The organism is Methanoplanus sp. FWC-SCC4, assembly GCF_032878975.1.
Lineage (GTDB): Archaea > Halobacteriota > Methanomicrobia > Methanomicrobiales > Methanomicrobiaceae > Methanochimaera > Methanochimaera problematica.
In genome coordinates this window covers 1,564,363-1,584,246 of record NZ_CP043875.1, presented here as the reverse complement: position 1 = coordinate 1,584,246, position 19,884 = coordinate 1,564,363, and the positions used below count along the sequence as shown (strand labels likewise).

The following is a 19,884-nucleotide window of genomic DNA, read 5'->3' as shown; positions in this document are numbered from 1 at the left end:
TGCCATCTCCGATCGTCACCTATATTATCATTCAAAGAGATGTTCTCATACTATCATTTCCGGAAAATAATTTACAAATTTTCATAATAAAAAAGTTGAAAACAGCAAGGTAAATTAAAAAATGAAAAGGGGGTAAAAATGAATCAAAAGGTGCTTGCAACAACATATGCAAAAAAAAATCTATCTAATCTGCCTGAAGAAATACGAAATGAATTTTTTCAAAAGTTTAAAGATTTTCATCAGACAGCGGTAAAAGACAATTCCACTTCTCTTTCATCCTGCAATAAAAATGAGATCCCGATTTATTCCCTTGACATTGGGAAATACAGTGCAATACTGACCATACATGGCAAAATAACACTTGTACATGCAGTACAGGAAATAAATTCCGAAAAACCATAAGCCTTTTTTTGAACTGTCAAAAAACATTGCCTAAATAAATCCCTGACAACTCTCTTTAAAGAAAAATATGCAGTCACGGATCCCTGATGAAGAAATGTTCGCAAAAACCCAAAATGAGCCCCTGATAAAAAGCGGAAATACGAGGGAAGAAGTTGCCACAAATACAAAACACCCGGTGATTCTCTCGGTAAGCAGGACAACTGACATCCCCGCATTCTATTCTGAGTGGTTCATTCAAAGGCTAAAGGAAGGCTTTTGTCTAAGATTTAATCCTTACAACAAAAGACCCCTGTTAATAGATCTCTCAGGCGTAAAAGTGGTGGTATTCTGGACGAAAAATCCGGAACCTTTAATGAAGCACCTTGATTTTCTCGATGAAAAGGGGATAAAATACTATTTTCAGTACACGCTAAACGACTACGACAAAGAAGGCCTCGAAAAAAATGTTCCGCCCCTTGCTGAAAGGATTTTGACATTCAAAAAATTGTCTGAAAAACTGGGACCAGAGAGGGCCATCTGGCGGTTTGATCCCCTCCTGCTCTCAGACGAAATCACAGTAGAAACCCTTATTGAGAGAATCCGGAAAATTGGAGATGAAATATCACCTTACACAGAAAAACTTGTCTTCAGTTTTATTGATCTTTACAAAAGTGTGAATTGGAACATACAGAGATCCAAAACAGCAGGGACTTTGAATATCCGTGAATTTGAAAAACATGAAATGGAGGATTTAGCAGAAAAACTCTCATCTCTCTGTCATAGCTGGAAAATATCCGCAGCATCGTGTGGTGAGGATATTGATCTCTCTTCCTTTTGGATTTTTAAAAATGCATGTGTTGACCCGGATCTTATCGGGAGAATCTCAAAAAGCGATCCTGATATAATCCGTTACCTCTCTAAATATGCAAAAAAAGATAAAGGGCAGCGGGAATCCTGCCGGTGCATTGAGAGCACCGATATAGGACAGTACAACACATGCCCGCATCTTTGCTCATACTGCTATGCCAACCGCTATCCTGAATCTGTCCGGAAAAATTACATGATGCACAAAAGAAATCCCTGCTCTCCGACAATTTTGTGGGACGAACCGGTTATGTCAGGATCCTGTGAAGAAAACCCTGCCTGTAAATTACCTGAATCAGGAAGATATCAGTCCGTCTTACACTCTCATGATCGTTGATGGACGCAGATTCCTATCCGGAAAAGTCTTTGAGATTGCATGAAGGAAGAGGAGTTCTTTATATTCCGGACAATCGGAGTTTCATTAGGCCTTCTTAAAAGAATCCGCTCCACAAAACGAAATTTCATGGGAGAAAATAATAAACGGAGGGCAAAAAAAATGAAAAAAATTTTGGCTTTGTTGCTGATTATATCGCTGTTTTTTGTTGTTGCACCTGCGATGGCACATGACGACGATGAAGATCCAACTGAACAAAAAAATTTTCTGTTTGATGGAGATGATATCTGGATTTCGATATCCCCGATGGAATTACACCCGATGTACATCGACAGACCTGCACCCATAATTCCGACAATCCCCGGATATCCGATCAGGGTTGCGGTATACAGTAATCCCTACAAATACCTGACATATGATGAGGATGGTTTACCCGCTGAGGTTGAAGTTTATGATGAAAGCGCAAAGAACTTCAGTGTCTCTGAACTTAAAATTTATTTTGATACAGACAACATTCAGCTGAGGCTTCCGAGTGCGGATAATCCGGATGAACCTGCTGAATCCGGTCCTGTTTATAAAACAGTCCACACCGAGGGCGATTACAAATATCAGTTTGTATTTTACGTTCGCGATCTTGACTACCTTGATTCAAGTGTTAAAAGATTGTTCTTTGTCGTTGAAGATGGTGATGAAATAGTCCACCGGGGAAGTGGTCTTGTTAAAGTCACCGAAACCTCACAGGCCGGAGGCAATAAAGGCGGCGGAGGAAATAAAGGAGGCAACAGTGGTAAAAAAGGCGGTGGCAGTGACGGTTCCGGTAACAATGGAGGCAAAAGAGGATAGTGATTGAGTTCAGCCTCATGTTCTGAAAAAGGGAGGACGCAGATAAATCAATCTCCTTCTCTCTTTTTTGATAAAAAAATTTTTTGAATTTTTGAATAAATCAGGAATCTGTGGCCCGACTATTTTTTGGAATATCCCTTATCAAGTGTATCCTGGCTTTCGATATCAAGACCGGTGACATAAACCGATTTATTTTCCTGCTGATATTTGTCTATTACTCTCGCAATTGCCTCAACTGCTGACTGATCCCAGATATGCGAATTTTGAAAGTCTATCTCAATTTTTTCCGGATCGCCTGTATAATCAAAAAGGTCAATGAAGGCCGACATTGTCCCAAAGAAAAGCTGACCTTTCACTGTGTAGATTTTAACCCCGTCTTCGCGTATATTGCCTGAAACCGAAATGGCTGACATCTTCCAGACCATTGCAAGTGCGGCAATTACTACACCTGTTAAAACACCCTTTGCAAGATCGTGTGTGTAGACTACAATTGCAATTGTTGTGAGCATGACAAATGCATCGCTTTTTGGGATTTTGAAAATATCCTTAACTGACTGCCACTCAAATGTCCCGTATGCAACCATAATCATGACACCGACAAGTGCCGCCATTGGAATCTGTGCAACAAGATCACCGAGAACAATTATGAGAAATATAAGGAATAGTCCGGCAGTCATTGAAGAAAGTCTTCCCCTCCCTCCCGATGTCACATTGATAACTGACTGACCGATCATTGCACAGCCTGCCATTCCCCCGAAAAAACCTGCAACACAGTTTGCAATACCCTGTCCTTTAACTTCCCTGTTCTTGTCACTCTTTGTATCCGTCATCTCGTCAATGATTGATGCGGTCAGAAGGGATTCAAGAAGTCCGACGATGACAAGCGTTGCTGAATATGGAAGAATTATCAGCAGTGTTTCAATGGTTAAGGGTACCATTGGAAGATGAAACAGGGGAAGTGTCTTTGTAATTGTTCCCAAATCCCCGACAGTAAGGACACTCAGGCCTGTTCCGATTGCAACCGCGGTCATCAGAACAATAGCAATGAGTGGTGCCGGCACTGCCCTTGTAAAGCGGGGCAAAAACCAGATAATCCCGATTGTTGCCGCCGTCATTGCGTAAACAGGCAGTGGTGCACCTATTAAAAATGGAACCTGGGCAAGAAATATAAGAATTGCAAGGGAGTTTACAAACCCGAGCACTGCTGAATAGGGGATGAATGAGATAAAACGGCCGATTTTTAAAAGACCAAGGGCAAACTGGAGAATTCCTGTAAGGATGGTTGCCGCAAGAAGATATTCAAGCCCGAAATCCCTGACAAGAATTACCATCACAAGTGCCATTGATCCTGTGGCAGCTGATATCATGCCCGGCCTTCCGCCTGCAACTGATATTACAACTGCAATACAGAATGACGCATAAAGGCCGACCATCGGATCAACGCCGGCTATGATTGAGAAGGCAATTGCTTCGGGAATCAGTGCAAGTGCAACGGTAATTCCTGCAAGTACGTCACCTCTGATATTTGAAAACCATTCATCTTTTATCTTTTGCGCGTTCAAGAAGAGTAACTCCGTTTTACTGAAAATTCTGATTATATTTCATAAACTCCTGTTTGTGTGGAGATTTAATATTAATCTGATAGTTTTATATTACTTAAATCTTCTATCAGATCTCTCGGAAAACCATTGGATTTATAAAATATTTTAATCCTTGTGGCTTTCACATTATGTCAATAATAATCGTTATTTACAGAGTTAATAATTCCCCAAAAAAGGAAGAAAAAAGGCAGCACAAAAAATGCTTCTTTCATGAAGTTTTTGAAAACCTGTTTTATATTATTTTTATGGCAGGTTCAAATGCCTGATTTTGCCGGAACATTATTTCTTTATAGAGGCTAAATTAAAGTTAATCACAAATATCACTCCGGTTGGCGGCTACAACAAAGGAATTTCATGGGATTTAGAGGAGTAATAATACAATGTACAAAAAAATTCTGCTTGCAACTGACGGATCTGAGAATGCAAGGCGTGCGGCCGAAAAAGCCGCAGGTTTTGCGAAGGATTTGTCCTCACATGTGATTTTGGTATATATCATAAACAACCCTCCCTCACAGTCGAGAATGGTAAAGGCAAATTTTGATGTACATTCTCTCCTTGAAGAGGATGCAAAAACCCGGATAAAGGATACCATTGATATTTTTGAAAACAATGGTCTGCCATATACCCTAAAGGTCGCAATAGGTGATCCCGCAGCGGAGATAATTGAAATTGCCGAAAGGGAAAAAGCAGATATGATTGTCATTGGCAGCCGTGGTCTTGGAACAATTAAAGGTGTATTTTTGGGAAGTGTAAGCCGGAAAGTAACCCACAATGCAAAATGCCCGGTTATGATTGTCAAATAAAAACTAACTAATTTTTTCTAAAGTCCGTATTACATTCACACCGCACGGAGCGGTTTTAAGTATCCATCCAAAGGATATTTAGATGTGCGTAGATGAAGTTGGCTTAGTGATGAACAACCTTTCTCTAAAATTTAGATTATCGAAAATATTCGGAAAAACCAGATCTGATTTGCCCGTTTCATTCCGGATACAGTAATGATACAAACCAGACTATTCTATTGCCGTTTAATCAGCCGGTGGCATTTGAGGCTGATTTATTTCCATTAATTATCAGGTGAGACCATGAAAAAATTATCAGACACAGTGTTGGACACTGACACATTAATTCAGATTCCTGTTGCACAAAAAGGTGGGATTGACACAATAAACAGAGGCAGCCCAAATCAAAATCGCCAGACTATGATGGAAACTGCCAAAATTACTCCGACTCCGAACAAAATAAAACCTGGTTTTAAAAAATCAGAGGATAAGGGCAGGAAGAGACCTGGAAAATATCTTAAAAATCAGGAAGTCCGGGAAATTCATATCAGTGGGACACTCAAAAAGGAGATCATTGGAAAATATCCGCTTTATCTGATACCGGTTGCGGTATCAGGTGAGGTGAAGGCTAAAAGAGATCGGATAAACGAGATAAACATCAAAAGGACAGGTCTGCATAGTTATGCAATTACGGTTATTTCAAAAGTAAAGGGTGAGTGAAAGCCCCTGGCTTTGAAAGAAAAACCTCTTTTTTTTCAAATTGCTGTCATTAAAAATGTGATATGGCTGATTATTTTCTCATTGAAAAAAGAAAATTAGAGGAAAATATGATTCTTGTTTATGCGGGGAATGTTGGTACTTCACCGTCTTGTTTTGGCACTTCCGGGCCTTTCCAGAATTTCATATCCCATTTCAAGTTCTCTTTCAGCCTCCCCCAGTGCAGAGTCTACTCTCTGGCGCATTTTTGCCCATTCATCTTCAGTTGAATGTTCAACCATTTCAATCTCAACGCCTGCCTGACTCATATAGCTTTCAAGGTTTACAAACCAGTTGTCCAGTTCATTTTGGACAGAAACCGGTGCATTCGTCATTCTTCTCCTGATATCCGATTCCATCCCGCGGATATCCTTCATCCTGGCATTTGCCTGCTTTAGATATTTCGCTCTTGTTTCACTCATTTTTTGTAATGCTTCGACCTGCGCCATGGTGCTACCCCCCCTGGCGTTGCAGGATAGTATACATAATAGTATATACTTTTTTCTGCTGTTATGCCTTTAACTCAAAAATAAAAAGTGCCTCAAAAAAATTTTCTTACTGTTTTGATTATTAAATATTTGAAAAAACAAGCTCAAATCATATTATATTTTTCATTATTTTAAAATCAAATATATTATAAATGCCCAAAAACACAAAAACTATATGTGTGATTTATGATGATGAAAAAAATATTTTATGGTTTATTGATATTTGCACTTCTCTGTGAATTTATAATTCCTGTGGGAGCAACAACATTGTACAGGATTAATACAGAATATCCGAGTACTGAAGTGGAAGGACTAAGCCTGACCGGATTTATTATAACAGGAGAGAAAAGTGATCTGTATATCGGAGATACTATTTCAGTAAAGTCAATATTTAAAAATACTCTCCCCCAGGCTAAAGGGAATACGATTACACTTTCAGAGAACTGGGGATCATATTTTGTAGTGTCATATTCACCCGCGATTATTCAGGCGGATGCACTGGCAGATAATGGCGAAGGTACAGTACTGTATCCTGGTCAGAGTTTTACGAATACAATGGATTATGTGATTGAATCAACAGGAACCTTATCTGTTCATCCACAGATTTCTACTGACAAGGGTAGTGTCAGTGCAAGCTCGGACAGCGGAATTCCTTTTGCATTTCTAAAAGTAACTGCTCCTGCAAAAACAGTTCCGGAAGATGATGCACCTGCAAATGACCCGACTGAAAAACCAAAAGAGGAAACACCCATACCTACAGATAACCCAACTGAAAAACCAAAAGAGGAAACACCCATACCTACTGATAACCCAACTGAAAAACCAGAAGAGGATACACCTGTACCTACAGATAATCCAACTGAAAAACCAGAAGAAGTACCTCAGTCCTCAATAACATCCGGAGAAACGGATGATGAGCCGGCTTTGCCTGTATTAATAAAAAAAGTTTCCGATGAGTCAAATGGTGTCTCTAAATTGGAAAATACAACTGATTTACCAATATTTGTGTGGATATTATTATTTGTGGCTGTTATTGCAACAGCGGCTATAACATATACTGTTACAATCCAAAAACAAAAAAAGAAAGATTAATCAATTCTTTCCATATTTTGATTTTAATCTCCTGAAAGGAATATCTGAGAAATTTAGATACTTTTTGCACGTTTCGATAAGTAGGTTTCAAAATTTCCTTTGATTAATTCCCGTGGTGAATTAAAGAAATAATATCCCTGAATATGTACTGCATGTAATATGGTATTATATTCATAAATTGCAGTTTTGGAAGAATAAGGTAGTTAATTATATTTTTTAACCCCCTTTTATTCAAAAAGATTTTTTGACAAAACCGAAATACCAGTTTTTGGAATAAATTTTAAAAAGAGGGGGTGTATCTCTAATCAGAGATTTCCTGTTGCCCATAATACAGCCGCATCGAATAATTTCCATCCGTCTGCTGTGAGTTGTGAGGCAGAGTCATCGGATAGGAATAATCCGACACGGCGTTCTGGTGCGTTCATTCCTGCCATTTCTGCTCCTTTCTCGTACCCGAATACTGTATATAGTTGCGGATAATCCGGGCTGTTTGCAATCTTTATGCTGTCATCTGACGGGATTCCTGTGTTTTCAGTAATTAGGGTCCCAGAAACTTTTACTGTTCCTTTCAGTCCGGCAGAAAGCTCATGTCCTTCGTCATTTACTGTGACTTCAGTCTGGTCGCGAATAATTTTGTAATCCGTACCTCCCATTGTGCCTGTCATCTTCATATCATCGTAGATATATGACTCCCAGGTGATAACGGGGACATTTATGGTCATGAATTTTTTGCTTACAAAGGTAGGGCTTGAAGTTGATGAGATTATTACTAGCTCTTTACCTTCTGCATCCTCTTCCTTTGAGACCGAGTCATCGATTGTGGTTACTGTGTATCCCATCTCCTCAAGATGCATCTTTACTGCACTGTCGCCTGAATTCAGATTGATATTTCCTACAACCATAACAATTCCTCCCTTCTCATCAGGTACCGGCGGAACTGGTGTTGGCTCTGTTGTCGGTTCAGGAGTTGGTATTGGAGTTGGTGTTGGTGGAACCGGTGTTGGCTCTGTTGTCGGTTCAGGAGTTGGTATTGGAGTTGGTGTTGGTGGAACCGGTGTTGGCTCTGATGTCGGTTCAGGAGTTGGTATTGGAGTTGGTGTTGGTGGAACCGGTGTTGGCTCCGTTGTCGGAGGAACTGTGTTTTCTCCTCCGGTTGCCCAAATTACAGCTGCATCGAATATTTTCCATCCGTCTGCTGTAAGTTGTGAGGCAGAGTTATCAGAGAGGAATAATCCGACACGGCGTTCAGGTGCTTTCATTCCTACCATTTCAGCTCCCTTCTCGTATCCGAATACTGTATACGTCAGCGGGAATTTTGCATTGCCTGCAATTTTTATGCCTGCATCAGAGGGGAGTCCTGCGTTTTCAACCATGCCTTCTCCGGTAACCTTTACCGTTCCGGTAAGTCCTCCGGAAAGCTGGTGATTTTCGTCAGCGATTATGATTTCAGTCTGGTCAAATATTATTCTATAGTCTGCTCCCCTTTGTGTGCCTGTCATTTTCATGTCGTCATATATGTATGACTCCCATGTCACAACCGGAACTGCAACATTCCTGAATTTGTTGCCCGCAAAAGTCGGACTTGAGGTAGAGGATATTATTACAAGCTCTTTTCCTTCTGCATCAGTCGTCTGTGAGGCTGCATCGTCAACTGTGTTTACGATGTATCCCATCTCTTCAAGACGGGTTTTTACCGCACTGTCGCCTGAATTTAAATTGACATTTCCAACAACCATCAGTACCTCTCCCTTCTCTTCAGGGCCGGGTGTTGGCTTTGGAGTTGGAACCGGAGTCGGATTAGGGGTCGGTTCAGGAGTTGGTATTGGTGTTGGCTTAATTGTCGGAGGTATGGTTGTAGGTTCAGGGGTTGGAACTGGTGTTGGTACAGGTGTTGGCGGGATGTATTCCGATCCAATTGCTGAGATTACATATGCACCAAATTTTTCCCCTGTGTATATGTAGCCGTTGTATCCGAAGACGTCCATATATGTTGTTCCGGGGAGTTCAAGGGTTTTAATCAGCTTAATACTCGCCGGATTTGATATGTCAAATGCCCTGATTGCACCTATGGGTCCTCCGGATGCGTACACGACATTGTCAAGCACATTTAATCCGTTACCTATCCACTGACCCGGATAGCTCACCTTTCCTATCGTTTTTGGAGCCTGGATGTTTCTTAAATCAATTGTAACAACGTCATTTCCTGTAAGGGCCACTGCTGTGTCGCCCAGCACTTCAACATCATAGAAAGGTTTTCCGGCCCCATATGTTGCTATAACAACAGGATTTTGCTTGTTGCTGACATCGATCACATGAACTCCTGTATAGCTGCCGAGATATGATGCAACCAGCAGGTAATTGTCCTTGTATTTTGCAAGGTTTCCATTGAAGTGCGGGTCTCTTGCAATGTATGCAGGATTATACGGGCTTGAAATATCAACGATTCCTACGGATGTGTATACATAATTGCCGTCAGGCAGTACTGAGGCAATATTGTCCTTGTAATCAACAAATACCTTCACAGGCTGTTTTGGATTGGAAATGTCGATCATATTCAGGCCGCCCCACTCTCCTGCGCCAAAGAGGTAATTGCCCTGTATGCTGACATCGTTAAATCTTCCGGGAGTCTCAATGAATGCAGATTCAAACGGATTTTCCTTATCCTTTGTATCAACCACCCACATTCCGTCGTTGTGTGCACCGATGAAGAGATAATCGTCCTTTGCCACTACAGAGTCAACGCCGCCCACCACAGGGACATTTACAATCAGAGATGGCTGCTTTGGATCTGAAGTATCATAGATCCCGAATCCCATTGATTCGCCTGCAAGGAATGTGTAGTAATCTGTTGGGAAGATTCCTTCAATATATCCTGCAATTTCTGTCCCCTTCCCTGCAACGAATGCCTGGTTGGGATTTGAAATGTCAATTACGCTGAATCCCTGGTAACGGACAGAGACATATGCATAATCGCCGAGAATTTTGACGTCATTTGCATCGATTCCCATTATATTAGTGACCTCAAACGGACGTGATTTGTCGGATATGTCAATGACCCTCACACCGTTGTGGTATTCTGTAACATATGCATAGCTGCCCTTAACCGCAACTCCTGAGAAACTGTCAAGTGCTGACGTACTTGCGGTGTAGCTTCCAACAATCCTCGGGCTTTTTGGATCTGAAAGGTTAAATATGTCCAGCGTTTTGTCGGTTGCCCTTGCAACGTAAAGATAACCGTCTGCTATGGAAATCCTCCACGGTCTGTTGTAGCCGTTCAACTTTACAACATTTCCAAATTTCGGATTGGAAACATCGGATATGTCCACTATCTGTATACCGATATTGTATACTGAAAGATAAGCGGTGTTTCCGTAAACCTCAACATCCCTTATCTCAGTTCCGGGGGGATGCGGGCTTTTAAGCGAAGAGATTTTGACCGGGTTATTTGGATCTCTTATGTCGACGATGATGTACCCTGTCGTATACCCTATGTGAAGGTAAGGATACTCCATATACATGCTTTTGACATTCTCGCCTACATAGATCTTTGAGATGTAATCCTTCCATGTAAGATCTTTTACAGTGGCAGGGTTTGTGACATCATAAACCCTTACCTCGCCGCCCTGTGCAACGTAAAGATATCCTCCCTCCTCGACAACGTCAAAGGAAGGGCCGTTTGCAAGGTGGCCTACTGTGTCCAGCCCCGCAGACGCGACGGCCGGCACTGCAATCATTATCAAAATCAGACCGATCAGGAATTTTATCGATCCTGTCTTCTTTCGAGAAATACTGTTTGGTGTATTCATTTTCTGAAAACCCCCCACGGGTTCCCTTCGCAGCATAACCTGTTCGAGGACATCCCCTGGTGACATATGTATATGGGCAAGGACAATATTTAAGGATAAGCAATAATGATAATCGTTGAAAATATCAACGAGGATTATCATAAGCAAAGGAAACCTGATTCCCATTTTTTGCGGAATGCTTGTTATTCAAAAAGACCTTTTTTGCCCCGATGGTAAAAGGATTTTGAATTTTTCTGATTTTTTCCGACAGAATCTGTCACCTGTAAACCTAAAAAACAGGTATCTCTGGTTTGAAAACAGATCCGTTAATTCTGAATTAGCGGTGTGTCTTAAATATCTCTAAAAAATTATTGATATTTATAATAAAAATGCCTTGTGGTTGGAATATTCCCGTATAAGTCTTCATAAACAGACGCGAATATTCTTTGAATTGTTAATTTAACGACTAATTTGTATGATAATATTCACGATTTTGATCTGAAAAAATATTTCAAAATAATAATTGTCAGTTGTGGTAGCATTTCTGATCAATAAAAAAATATGTAATAATTTTAAAATCAAACAATAATTCTTGGGATTATTAAATGGGATGCCGGGGAATGCATCGTCTGTGGAAATTAGCGCGATCGAAAATGATTTGGAGTTTATACCTGGACATGATGAACAGGTTGTAAGGGCATACAAACTGGTGCGTGATTTTTATGTTCTCACAAATAAAGGGTGATTTTTATTGATTTCCAGGGCATCACAGGGGAAAAAACGTGAATATAAATCAGTATCATATAAGGGCATAACACAATTTTCTGTTGAAACTGCCGGACATTTTGATCCGGATGCTGAACTTAAGATCTGAATATCGGGCAGCAGTCATCCAATCGAAAAAAGACTTTCCCGGAAAGCCGGTGCAAATGATATTGTTAATGTTTTATCTTATTATGTTATTTGAAACCTGCTGATTTTAAAAAGACATGTGCTATCCGGGAATAAATAAAGGTTTTATAAGAGATATTCTCCTTTGTTGCTGAATAATTTGTATTATATTTTTTTTGATTTTCCTTTGTTTAATTGATGTTTGAAATCTTAATCATCTTGTTTCAAAAAATGTTGAAACCATAAAATATATATTGTGTACTTGCGTATACTCATTTCAAGAAATATTGAAATAGGGATGAATTATTATGACTTTAAAAGACGCAAAAGAAGAAAATGTAAAAAAATCAGGTTTCGCATCGCTGATGAAAAAAATAATTGGTACCGCCGGCGGATGCGGATGTTCGTGTGGGTGCTGTACAGGTGAATTAAATAAATCAGAAGAAAAAGAAGAAGAAATCAGATGAAGTACTTATTTATCCTTAAAACAACCTGAAGAAACATCACAGGCAAAGATAAAATCCTGTTAAAAATTTTAAAAGAAAATTTTTGGCGGATTTGTGATCTTTTAACAATTTAAGCAATAATTGAATAATAACTCTCAAAGGATGAAGTAAATGATAGACTTAATAACAGGATCACTTCTGATGGGGTGGGACACGCTGCTTGGATACCTTTCCGAGCATGTTGTGACATGTCTTATTCCTGCATTTTTCATAGCCGGCGCAATAGCCGCACTCGTCAAAAAGGAAGCAATATTGAAGTATTTCAGCCCGGATGCAAAAAAAAGCGTTGCATACGGACTTGCCTCGGTTTCCGGAACAGTTCTTGCAGTATGTTCATGTACGATTCTTCCGATGTTTGCAGGTCTGTTTAAACGTGGAAGCGGTATAGGGCCTGCAACTACTTTTCTCTATGCAGGGCCGGCGATAAACATCCTTGCAATTGTTTACACCGCAAAAGTGCTCGGATTTGATCTCGGACTTGCAAGGGCAGTATTTGCAATCATACTTGCAATCGTAATCGGACTCATAATGGCTTTTCTCTTTAGATCACATGACCGTGAAACAAAAAAGAAGATGGCAGAAATGCCTGTTTCACCTGCACCTGAAGTTGAAAGGCCGAAATGGATAATTCCTTTGTTCTTTGTATTTCTGGTAGGAATATTAATTGCCGGAACTGCACAGGCTGACTGGATGATAAAATTCCCGATAATTTACCTGTTTACTCTTGGAGCAGCAGTTCTGCTGATATACTTCTTTGACAGGGATGAGGTCACCGACTGGGGTCTTGAAACATGGGATTTGACAAAGAAGATTTTTCCGATACTGATTGTCGGGACATTTGTGCTTGGAATGCTCGCATTCTTCCTCCCGCCTGAGACTTTCCAGCCTTTCTTTGGGACAAACTCAATTGAATCCACAATGCTGGCATCATTCATCGGAACAATTCTGTATATGCCGACACTTCTTGAAGTGCCTGTAATCGGAACAACTTTTGGATACACATCCGGTATAATGGCAGGAGGGCCTGCACTTTCGCTTCTCCTCTCAGGTCCGAGTGTAAGCCTTCCCTCACTGCTTGTCATATCAAGGATAATGGGATGGAAGAAAACCGGAGTTTACGCACTTCTTGTAATCGTCTTTTCAGGACTGGCAGGATTTGCATATGGCCTGATTATTGGTTAAATGCGGTAAACGTGAATAAAAAATGAATCCCTGGTATACTGGAAGGAAATTATGAAGGACAATACTGATAACAAAGAGGGAGTAAAAGGAAAGATAAAAAAACCCTGCTGTGCTGCCGAAGCATTGAGACAGGTCAGAAGGATTGATATCTGCAGTGTGCCGACAGGTCTTTATATGCTTGATTCAATATTCGGTGAAGTTTCAAGCTCTGATCTTAGGAATGAACAGGAGATTAAAAGAGAGCTTCTTAAAAAAGTTAAGATTTACAACTATGTGCCAAAAGCTGCTGAAGAGAAGTATGCCGATGCAATATTTAATGAATTTTTAAAGGAGATGAATAAAAAATGGTAAAAATTGAAGTGCTTGGAACAGGATGCATGAAATGCAAACGCCTTATGAAAAATGTGGAGAAAGCGGTCAGTGAACTTGGAATTGAAGCTGAAGTTATCAAGGTGGAAGAGCTTGATGCGATTCTTGACAAGGGAGTTATGCTCACTCCTGCGTTAATGGTGGACGATGAACTGAAGGTTTCAGGCAGAGTTGCGGATGTAAAAGAGATAAAGGAAATTCTGGGGGCCTGAAATTGTCTGATAAACCATCATGTTCATGCGGAGGCTGTGGCTGCGGGTCTGAAAAAGGCAAAAATATAATCATTTTTGCCTGTGCAGGGGTTGCAAATACCGGGCAGCTTACAAACCTTGCAGCAGTTCAGCTGACGCAGGAAGGATTTGGTTCGGCTGCATGTGTTGCCCTTCTTGCAAACGGGCCTGAAGGTCTTTTAAAAGCTGTAAAAGATTCTGATGGTGTTTTGATTCTCGACGGGTGCAATTCTAAGTGTGCCGGAAAAATTGCGGCAGATAAGGGTATTGTTCCCTGCCAGCATGTGATTGTTACAGACCTTGGAATTAAGAAAGCAGGCTCTTCTGAGTATACTGATGATGATATTGAAGAGATTGTCTCTGCTGTCTGGGAAGGCAAAGGGATGACAAAATGAAGCAGGAACTTGTGGTTGAGTGGCGTCACATTGGAAAAGATGTAAGCAATACATGTGAGAGATGCAGTGAGACCGGAACAAATGTGATGTCGGTTATAAGAGAGATTAGCCTTTTTCTTCAGGATGAGGGAATTTCTGTGAGGTTTGTTGAGACAAAACTTCCTGCAGCTGCAGTTTCCGAGTCAAACGCAGTTTTGTTCAACGGGATGTATCTTGAGGATTTAATTGACGGGATGGAGGTTTCCTTCACTGAATGTAAGTCATGTTCATGCATTACCGGAGAGGATTTTGTTGAATGCAGGGCTGTTGACTATAAGGGCGAGCGCTATGAGGCAATTCCACCGGAACTTATAATCCGGGCGGCACTTCGTGCAGTCGGATTTGAGGACGATCCGGAAACAGAACTCATAATTATTGAAAAGCTGAATAAATGAAGAAAAAAGTGCTTTTTGTATGTACCCACAATTCCGCCCGTTCTCAGATGGCGGAAGGGTACCTGAACGCCAGATATGGTGACAGGTTTGAAGCATTTTCTGCCGGCTCAAACCCTGCATTTGTAAATCCCGTGGCAATTGAAGTTATGAGGGATGCAGGGATAGATATCTCATCCCATTATTCAAAAAATCTTGAAGAGTTTTTGGGAGTTTATATGGATGTGGTGGTGACTGTCTGTGATAGTGCAAATGAGTCCTGCCCGGTGTTTTCCCTCGCAAAGAAAAAGATTCATGCAGGTTTTACTGACCCTTTTGCCTTTTCCGGCAGTGAGGATGAGGTCAGGGATGCATTTTTAAAAGTAAGGGATGAGATTTTCGCTTTTATTGATTTTGAGTTTGGAGATGATTAGATTTGACAGGAAATTATATCGTAACATGTTCGGGTGTTTCAAGCACCGGTAAGCTGACAACCCAGGCTGTAAATGTTTTTATGCATAGGAATCCTGGTATTTTTGACGGGCATTTTCAGATTTCAAAGCCCGGTATTACAAAAGACAAAGCTTTTTTAAATGCCGGAAATTTACTTGTAATTGACGGATGCAGTGAATGCTGTGCATTAAAAAAATTATCAGCTTCCGGGTGCCGTGACTATCTTCATATTATTGCAACTGATGCGGGGATTCTGAAAAGGGGTATGGAAGATCCGAATTACTCCGAGATTGAGCTTCTTGTCGGGGAGATTAGGAACTGCTGCCGGAAGAATCTTTAAAATATTCTGTTTTTAACCATAAATATACTGATTATTTTTAAAACGGGGGATGAAGCTCTTGTTAATTTGCAGTCATCACTGCAATCCCAAAATTCCGGTTATTGAAATGATATAAAATGCGTTTATAATTGACTCTCCAATAAAGACTCCTGCAAGACATTTTTTAATCCTTATGTTCAGTGATGATGTTACATATACTATGATGTCGGTGTGAGTGAAGGGGAGTACGCTCCATAATGCAACAATCGGTATTTCACGTTTTAAAAAGAGTTTTTTGATACTTTTAATCTCTTCTGGATATTTCCTCTCAAAGTATTCGCCGGTTCCAAGGTATCCTGAGTATCTGTATACGATGGTTGCTGATGTCAGGTAGCCTGCGATGTTAACGATAAACAACTGGTAAGGGTTGAAAAACAGTATTCCTGCAATTAATGCAGGTGTTGTTGGCATCAGGATAAGCCCTCTCAGGCTTATTATTATGAAGTATATGAAAAGGGCGGTGTAATAATATTTTACAGAAAGTTTTCCGATATTGGAGAGATCAAAGAGATGCGGGTAAAGCAGCCAGGCAGTGAAGACTGATAAGACTATCAGAATCCATAATGCAAGAATAATTTTTTTCCCCGGCTCATCAAAAAACTCTTTCATGTCTTCCCCGTTTGCAGGTCTTTTTTCTTTCTGAGCGAATAATATCTTTGGCAGAGGGTGGGTGAATTATTCCAGCTGTTCAAAAAATTACGTTGAGAGAATCGGTTTTTAAAATATCCTTTTTTGTAAGATTCGTAGTAAATATGTCCCGATCCTATAGTATTACTGCATTTTAGTCTCTTGGAGTGTTCGCGGCTTTCATAATATATTCATAGTCTTCATCAGGAATTGTTCTCATCGCCTGTCCCCTGATATGCCCTGACCACTGCTTTTTGTTTGTGATGAACTCAAGATGGGGTATTAACTGTTTGAAGTTTAATTCGGGGTCAAAGATTTCTTTTGGTGATAGCTTAATTCTGAGTGGAAATATCTCATTCCCGAGTTTTGCAGGGGATGTGAATATTTCTGTATCGTCCTCGAATACTTCTGATACTATCTCAAAACAGCCGGTCAACGCCGGAGGGAGTGTTGTCTCCTTATCGATTATCTGCTGTCCCACATATACAATAAGTGAGTCGCCCGGTTTTGTCTTTGATATCTGATTTATAAAGCGTTTTGGAACACCCCATATGTTCTTTTTAGTCACCACATCCGAATTGTCTCTGTTTGATATTGCAAGAAAGTGAGTCATATCTGGAAATTATTTTATAAAGATAAAAATGTGTCCGTACTGTTCCTATGGGAGGTTATTTGCTTAAATACCTTTAATCTTTGAATCAGGAATTGAAATCGGGTATGAAAAACAGACAGTCTTCCATTATATACATGAACAATGCTGCAACAAGCTGGCCAAAACCGGAGTGTGTTTTAGAGTCGGTCGTTGAGTCTCTCAGCCTTCCGGTGTTTGGTTCCGGGAGAACCTCGGGTAATCAGGGTAATGATTATCCGACGCTTGCAAGGGAGGCACTTTCTGATTTTTTTAATGCAGGCCCTCCCGAGAATTTTATATTTACGCAGAATGCGACTGACTCCCTCAACCTTCTGATAGCCGGATTTATAAAAAGAGCTGATATGCCATGCCACGTAATCACAACAGCCCTTGATCATAATTCGGTTTTAAGACCACTCTATGAGCTGGAAAGTGAGGGTAAAATAAGACTTAGTGTAATTCCTTTTGAGGACGGGAAGGTTTCTGTTACTGATGTATCTAAGGCAGTTTGTCCGGATACAAAACTGATGGTCATGTCTCATGGGAGCAATGTTCTGGGCTCTGTTCAGGACATCGGTGTAATAGGAGATTTCCTTATAAAAAAAGGGATTTATTTCATCGTTGACGGTGCACAGACTGCCGGACACATTCCTGTTGATCTGGGAATACTGCCTGTTGATGCATATGTTTTCACAGGTCATAAGGGTCTGTTTGGAATAGCCGGAACGGGAGGCTTTTTCATCCGTGATCCGGAGCGGGTTTCCCCTGTTCAAACAGGAGGGACGGGGACTGACTCTTTTTCACTTCATCATCCTTTGTATATGCCGGAGAGGTTTGAGGTGGGGACTTCCAATTATCCCGGCATTGCGGCACTTCTGGCAGGTGTTGGTTTTTTGGCATCGGTCGGAGTTGAACGGATTCATGAAAAGGGAATGAGGCAGACTGGATATATTATCAATGAACTAAAAGACGATCCTAATGTTGTAATATACAACAAAAACCCGGTTCTGCCTGTTATATCTTTTAGTATCACAGGGCTGGATGACGATGATGTGGGATTCATTCTGGCCCGGGGTTATGGAATTATCTGTCGGACGGGTCTTCACTGTGCCCCCCTTGTTCATGATGAAATTGATGGTGGGGAGGGTTGTATAAGACTTAGTCTTTCCTGGTTTACGACAGATGAGGAATGCCGGATTGTTGTTGGTGCTATAAGGGAGATTGCAAAAAATGCGAATATTTCGTTCAGTCAGGCATAAGTCGTGTGCAGACGGCACACGGATGAAGGAGTTTTTAATCAGCGTTCCCGTGCCTGATGATTTTTATATTTATCTTGAAAATTTTGGGAATGTGCAGAAACTTACGAATGCAGGCGGTGTTTTTTACAAATTTGAAAAGAGGGATTTTTTCTCCATCAAAGGTTTTTCCGGTGATACGTCAATGGAGGTCAGGTTTAAGCCTGAGGTGATGGATTTAACTGAGGATTTTTTGTATTCCCTGTTTTATTTCTATCATGACGGTAAGCCTGATCTGGATACACTTAAGAGAAGGGAGGAAAATCTCATGAGAAAGGTTTTGGAGAGGCTTTACGGGAAGAAATGTTGATAGCAATATCCGTCCTAACAGGATTTTTACAGCTGGTAAGTCACTGATATTATATCAGGAAAACTAAAGGCCGAAAAAATATGAGATGTTTGGGATATACTTGTCCGGATTATTAAGATATATAGTCTAAATCTAATTTTTCGGTCTTTAAAAATGAACTGGTAAAAAACCGGAGTATAAATATACTTTTCATGAAAAAATCCTGAAATTCAAATATGGAATAAATTACACATTCACCCCCCAAAAAACTTTAACAAAACGGCAACGACTCCCCCTGCCCCTGCACCAAGACCTGCTGCAATCTTTCCTTCGCTGCCCTTTGTCTCTGAAGAAAAACTCTCAAGTTTTCTAATCCTTGCCTCATGGTCCTCAATTGAACCTTTCATATCCTCAAGGGTTTTGCATATCCACTTAACGTCACGGTTTGTCTCAATAATCATCTCATATGCGATTATGTTCCTGTCCTCTCTCATGCCTGCAATCCTCCTTCACAAAAATCATTCAAATATCATTTTTTTCGAGAAATAATCCGCGAAAATTACAGAATAAGTCCGCGATATGATCATCCTGAATTTCTTTTATACAATAGTCTGGAGTTTGATTATATTAAGCGCTGCTTTACCAAAAAGGAAAAATAATCCTCAAAAAACAAATTAAATTCTAAAGTAAAGTCAGATTAATATTCTTTCTAAAACAACAATATTATGTCTGTTATAAATCCGGATTTCGCAGGCGACTAAGTAGGGAGTTGAGAAAAAATGGCAGATTTTATTGAAACCAACAACACCAAAACAGCGAACAGAAAACTTGAAAACCCGGTTGCCGACATTGCAACATTCGATGCAATTGTCCAGGCGCTGATATCTGAAAACCCTCTCGGATGTGAGGGCTATGTTGAAAAGGGAATGAACATAGGGGGGATTTCAACCTCCGGGCAGGGCTATACTGCAAAATTCCTCTTCGAAGATGATGAAGCAAAAACAGTTGGCAGCCTTTCCATAAAGGCACCTGCAGTATCTGCCTTTGGACAGGCTGTATCAGCAGTCCTCGCAGACACAGGTCTTGCGGATGCAATCGGCGGAACATGTGTCCACAACCTTGAAAAAGACCAGTATTCACGCACTTTAAAGTGCCGTGATCCAAACGGTGAGACATACTTCATCGCACTCTCAAGGGATCACATCAGGATTTCATCTTATACTGATGATGCAATCCGCACAAAAGTGGAAGCCTGGGCCGATTCTGTACCGGCACTTGCGTGAAGCAGGACAAAAGCTTAA

At 40.6% G+C, this 19,884-nt stretch carries 23 protein-coding genes and 1 pseudogene; 18 read left to right on the top strand and 6 right to left on the bottom strand.

Annotated elements, in window-relative coordinates; genetic code table 11:
- Positions 1-138 precede the first annotated feature (138 nt).
- The 3 genes from F1737_RS08025 (at position 139) to F1737_RS08015 (ending at position 2,422) form a co-directional block, all read left to right on the top strand.
- Positions 139-402, top strand: coding sequence for a hypothetical protein (locus F1737_RS08025; RefSeq protein ID WP_317136067.1), 264 nt, complete (start codon positions 139-141; stop codon positions 400-402).
- Between the two features lie 67 nt (positions 403-469).
- The gene (locus F1737_RS08020; RefSeq protein ID WP_317136066.1) at positions 470-1,582 is read left to right on the top strand and encodes a DUF1848 domain-containing protein; all 1,113 of its coding nucleotides are present in this window, start codon (positions 470-472) and stop codon (positions 1,580-1,582) included.
- A 159-nt stretch (positions 1,583-1,741) separates the two neighbouring features.
- Complete coding sequence (locus F1737_RS08015; RefSeq protein WP_317136065.1) at positions 1,742-2,422, top strand: hypothetical protein; 681 nt, start codon at positions 1,742-1,744, stop codon at positions 2,420-2,422.
- Between the two features lie 119 nt (positions 2,423-2,541).
- Here the strand turns inward: F1737_RS08015 and F1737_RS08010 are convergent, their stop codons facing one another.
- Positions 2,542-3,984, bottom strand: a complete 1,443-nt coding sequence (locus F1737_RS08010) for a SulP family inorganic anion transporter (protein ID WP_317136064.1) — start codon at positions 3,982-3,984, stop codon at positions 2,542-2,544.
- 419 nt (positions 3,985-4,403) lie between these two features.
- On the opposite strand from F1737_RS08010, the gene F1737_RS08005 reads away from it, so the two are divergent.
- Complete coding sequence (locus tag F1737_RS08005; protein WP_317136063.1) at positions 4,404-4,826, top strand: universal stress protein; 423 nt, start codon at positions 4,404-4,406, stop codon at positions 4,824-4,826.
- Positions 4,827-5,108: 282 nt separating this feature from the next.
- The gene (locus tag F1737_RS08000) at positions 5,109-5,525 is read left to right on the top strand and encodes a hypothetical protein (protein WP_317136062.1); all 417 of its coding nucleotides are present in this window, start codon (positions 5,109-5,111) and stop codon (positions 5,523-5,525) included.
- Between the two features lie 140 nt (positions 5,526-5,665).
- On the opposite strand, the gene F1737_RS07995 is transcribed toward F1737_RS08000, so the two are convergent.
- Positions 5,666-6,010 carry a hypothetical protein gene (locus tag F1737_RS07995; RefSeq protein WP_317136061.1) on the bottom strand — a complete coding sequence of 115 codons (345 nt, stop codon included), beginning with the start codon at positions 6,008-6,010 and terminating at the stop codon, positions 5,666-5,668.
- A gap of 225 nt (positions 6,011-6,235) precedes the next feature.
- Here F1737_RS07995 and F1737_RS07990 point away from each other — a divergent pair, with 225 nt between their 5' ends.
- Positions 6,236-7,141, top strand: coding sequence for a dihydrolipoyllysine-residue succinyltransferase component of 2-oxoglutarate dehydrogenase complex (locus tag F1737_RS07990; RefSeq protein WP_317136060.1), 906 nt, complete (start codon positions 6,236-6,238; stop codon positions 7,139-7,141).
- Positions 7,142-7,446: 305 nt separating this feature from the next.
- On the opposite strand, the gene F1737_RS07985 is transcribed toward F1737_RS07990, so the two are convergent.
- On the bottom strand, positions 7,447-10,947 hold the full coding sequence (locus F1737_RS07985) for an LVIVD repeat-containing protein (RefSeq protein WP_317136059.1): 3,501 nt from the start codon (positions 10,945-10,947) through the stop codon (positions 7,447-7,449).
- A gap of 589 nt (positions 10,948-11,536) precedes the next feature.
- Between F1737_RS07985 and F1737_RS07980 the strand changes: the two are divergent.
- The 9 genes and pseudogenes from F1737_RS07980 to F1737_RS07940 all read left to right on the top strand — a co-directional run bounded on the left by F1737_RS07980 (position 11,537) and on the right by F1737_RS07940 (position 15,702).
- Positions 11,537-11,800: pseudogene (locus tag F1737_RS07980) on the top strand (PH domain-containing protein).
- Positions 11,801-12,125: 325 nt separating this feature from the next.
- A complete protein-coding gene (locus tag F1737_RS07975; protein ID WP_317136058.1) occupies positions 12,126-12,284 on the top strand; it encodes a hypothetical protein in 159 nt (52 codons plus the stop codon).
- A 150-nt stretch (positions 12,285-12,434) separates the two neighbouring features.
- Positions 12,435-13,505 (top strand): permease, encoded by a 1,071-nt coding sequence (locus F1737_RS07970; RefSeq protein ID WP_317136057.1) that lies wholly within the window; start codon positions 12,435-12,437, stop codon positions 13,503-13,505.
- A 51-nt stretch (positions 13,506-13,556) separates the two neighbouring features.
- The gene (locus F1737_RS07965) at positions 13,557-13,856 is read left to right on the top strand and encodes a hypothetical protein (protein WP_317136056.1); all 300 of its coding nucleotides are present in this window, start codon (positions 13,557-13,559) and stop codon (positions 13,854-13,856) included.
- Positions 13,850-14,086, top strand: coding sequence for a thioredoxin family protein (locus F1737_RS07960; protein ID WP_317136055.1), 237 nt, complete (start codon positions 13,850-13,852; stop codon positions 14,084-14,086). Before F1737_RS07965 ends, F1737_RS07960 begins: the two co-directional genes overlap by 7 nt.
- Positions 14,087-14,088: 2 nt before the next feature.
- On the top strand, positions 14,089-14,499 hold the full coding sequence (locus F1737_RS07955) for a putative zinc-binding protein (RefSeq protein WP_317136054.1): 411 nt from the start codon (positions 14,089-14,091) through the stop codon (positions 14,497-14,499).
- Entirely contained in the window at positions 14,496-14,933 is a 438-nt protein-coding gene (locus F1737_RS07950) for a DUF2703 domain-containing protein (protein ID WP_317136053.1), read from the top strand. The genes F1737_RS07955 and F1737_RS07950 overlap by 4 nt, the downstream gene beginning before the upstream one ends.
- The gene (locus F1737_RS07945; RefSeq protein WP_317136052.1) at positions 14,930-15,343 is read left to right on the top strand and encodes an arsenate reductase ArsC; all 414 of its coding nucleotides are present in this window, start codon (positions 14,930-14,932) and stop codon (positions 15,341-15,343) included. The genes F1737_RS07950 and F1737_RS07945 overlap by 4 nt, the downstream gene beginning before the upstream one ends.
- Positions 15,344-15,345: 2 nt before the next feature.
- Positions 15,346-15,702, top strand: coding sequence for a putative zinc-binding protein (locus tag F1737_RS07940; protein WP_317136051.1), 357 nt, complete (start codon positions 15,346-15,348; stop codon positions 15,700-15,702).
- 75 nt (positions 15,703-15,777) lie between these two features.
- On the opposite strand, the gene F1737_RS07935 is transcribed toward F1737_RS07940, so the two are convergent.
- Positions 15,778-16,350, bottom strand: coding sequence for a VTT domain-containing protein (locus F1737_RS07935; protein ID WP_317136050.1), 573 nt, complete (start codon positions 16,348-16,350; stop codon positions 15,778-15,780).
- Between the two features lie 172 nt (positions 16,351-16,522).
- Positions 16,523-16,981, bottom strand: coding sequence for an EVE domain-containing protein (locus F1737_RS07930; RefSeq protein WP_317136049.1), 459 nt, complete (start codon positions 16,979-16,981; stop codon positions 16,523-16,525).
- A 104-nt stretch (positions 16,982-17,085) separates the two neighbouring features.
- On the opposite strand from F1737_RS07930, the gene F1737_RS07925 reads away from it, so the two are divergent.
- The gene (locus F1737_RS07925) at positions 17,086-18,258 is read left to right on the top strand and encodes an aminotransferase class V-fold PLP-dependent enzyme (RefSeq protein ID WP_317136048.1); all 1,173 of its coding nucleotides are present in this window, start codon (positions 17,086-17,088) and stop codon (positions 18,256-18,258) included.
- A complete protein-coding gene (locus tag F1737_RS07920) occupies positions 18,230-18,604 on the top strand; it encodes a hypothetical protein (protein WP_317136047.1) in 375 nt (124 codons plus the stop codon). Before F1737_RS07925 ends, F1737_RS07920 begins: the two co-directional genes overlap by 29 nt.
- A gap of 233 nt (positions 18,605-18,837) precedes the next feature.
- On the opposite strand, the gene F1737_RS07915 is transcribed toward F1737_RS07920, so the two are convergent.
- Positions 18,838-19,077, bottom strand: coding sequence for a hypothetical protein (locus tag F1737_RS07915; protein ID WP_317136046.1), 240 nt, complete (start codon positions 19,075-19,077; stop codon positions 18,838-18,840).
- A 285-nt stretch (positions 19,078-19,362) separates the two neighbouring features.
- On the opposite strand from F1737_RS07915, the gene F1737_RS07910 reads away from it, so the two are divergent.
- A complete protein-coding gene (locus F1737_RS07910) occupies positions 19,363-19,866 on the top strand; it encodes a hypothetical protein (RefSeq protein ID WP_317136045.1) in 504 nt (167 codons plus the stop codon).
- Positions 19,867-19,884: the final 18 nt, after the last annotated feature.

Coding starts and splice junctions, on each gene's coding strand:
- F1737_RS08025 (WP_317136067.1), top strand. CDS start 139: ATGAATCAAAAGGTGCTTGCAACAACATATGCAAAAAAAAATCTATCT.
- F1737_RS08020 (WP_317136066.1), top strand. CDS start 470: ATGCAGTCACGGATCCCTGATGAAGAAATGTTCGCAAAAACCCAAAAT.
- F1737_RS08015 (WP_317136065.1), top strand. CDS start 1,742: ATGAAAAAAATTTTGGCTTTGTTGCTGATTATATCGCTGTTTTTTGTT.
- F1737_RS08005 (WP_317136063.1), top strand. CDS start 4,404: ATGTACAAAAAAATTCTGCTTGCAACTGACGGATCTGAGAATGCAAGG.
- F1737_RS08000 (WP_317136062.1), top strand. CDS start 5,109: ATGAAAAAATTATCAGACACAGTGTTGGACACTGACACATTAATTCAG.
- F1737_RS07995 (WP_317136061.1), bottom strand. CDS start 6,010: ATGGCGCAGGTCGAAGCATTACAAAAAATGAGTGAAACAAGAGCGAAA.
- F1737_RS07990 (WP_317136060.1), top strand. CDS start 6,236: ATGATGATGAAAAAAATATTTTATGGTTTATTGATATTTGCACTTCTC.
- F1737_RS07985 (WP_317136059.1), bottom strand. CDS start 10,947: ATGAATACACCAAACAGTATTTCTCGAAAGAAGACAGGATCGATAAAA.
- F1737_RS07975 (WP_317136058.1), top strand. CDS start 12,126: ATGACTTTAAAAGACGCAAAAGAAGAAAATGTAAAAAAATCAGGTTTC.
- F1737_RS07970 (WP_317136057.1), top strand. CDS start 12,435: ATGATAGACTTAATAACAGGATCACTTCTGATGGGGTGGGACACGCTG.
- F1737_RS07965 (WP_317136056.1), top strand. CDS start 13,557: ATGAAGGACAATACTGATAACAAAGAGGGAGTAAAAGGAAAGATAAAA.
- F1737_RS07960 (WP_317136055.1), top strand. CDS start 13,850: ATGGTAAAAATTGAAGTGCTTGGAACAGGATGCATGAAATGCAAACGC.
- F1737_RS07950 (WP_317136053.1), top strand. CDS start 14,496: ATGAAGCAGGAACTTGTGGTTGAGTGGCGTCACATTGGAAAAGATGTA.
- F1737_RS07945 (WP_317136052.1), top strand. CDS start 14,930: ATGAAGAAAAAAGTGCTTTTTGTATGTACCCACAATTCCGCCCGTTCT.
- F1737_RS07935 (WP_317136050.1), bottom strand. CDS start 16,350: ATGAAAGAGTTTTTTGATGAGCCGGGGAAAAAAATTATTCTTGCATTA.
- F1737_RS07930 (WP_317136049.1), bottom strand. CDS start 16,981: ATGACTCACTTTCTTGCAATATCAAACAGAGACAATTCGGATGTGGTG.
- F1737_RS07925 (WP_317136048.1), top strand. CDS start 17,086: ATGAAAAACAGACAGTCTTCCATTATATACATGAACAATGCTGCAACA.
- F1737_RS07920 (WP_317136047.1), top strand. CDS start 18,230: ATGCGAATATTTCGTTCAGTCAGGCATAAGTCGTGTGCAGACGGCACA.
- F1737_RS07915 (WP_317136046.1), bottom strand. CDS start 19,077: ATGAGAGAGGACAGGAACATAATCGCATATGAGATGATTATTGAGACA.
- F1737_RS07910 (WP_317136045.1), top strand. CDS start 19,363: ATGGCAGATTTTATTGAAACCAACAACACCAAAACAGCGAACAGAAAA.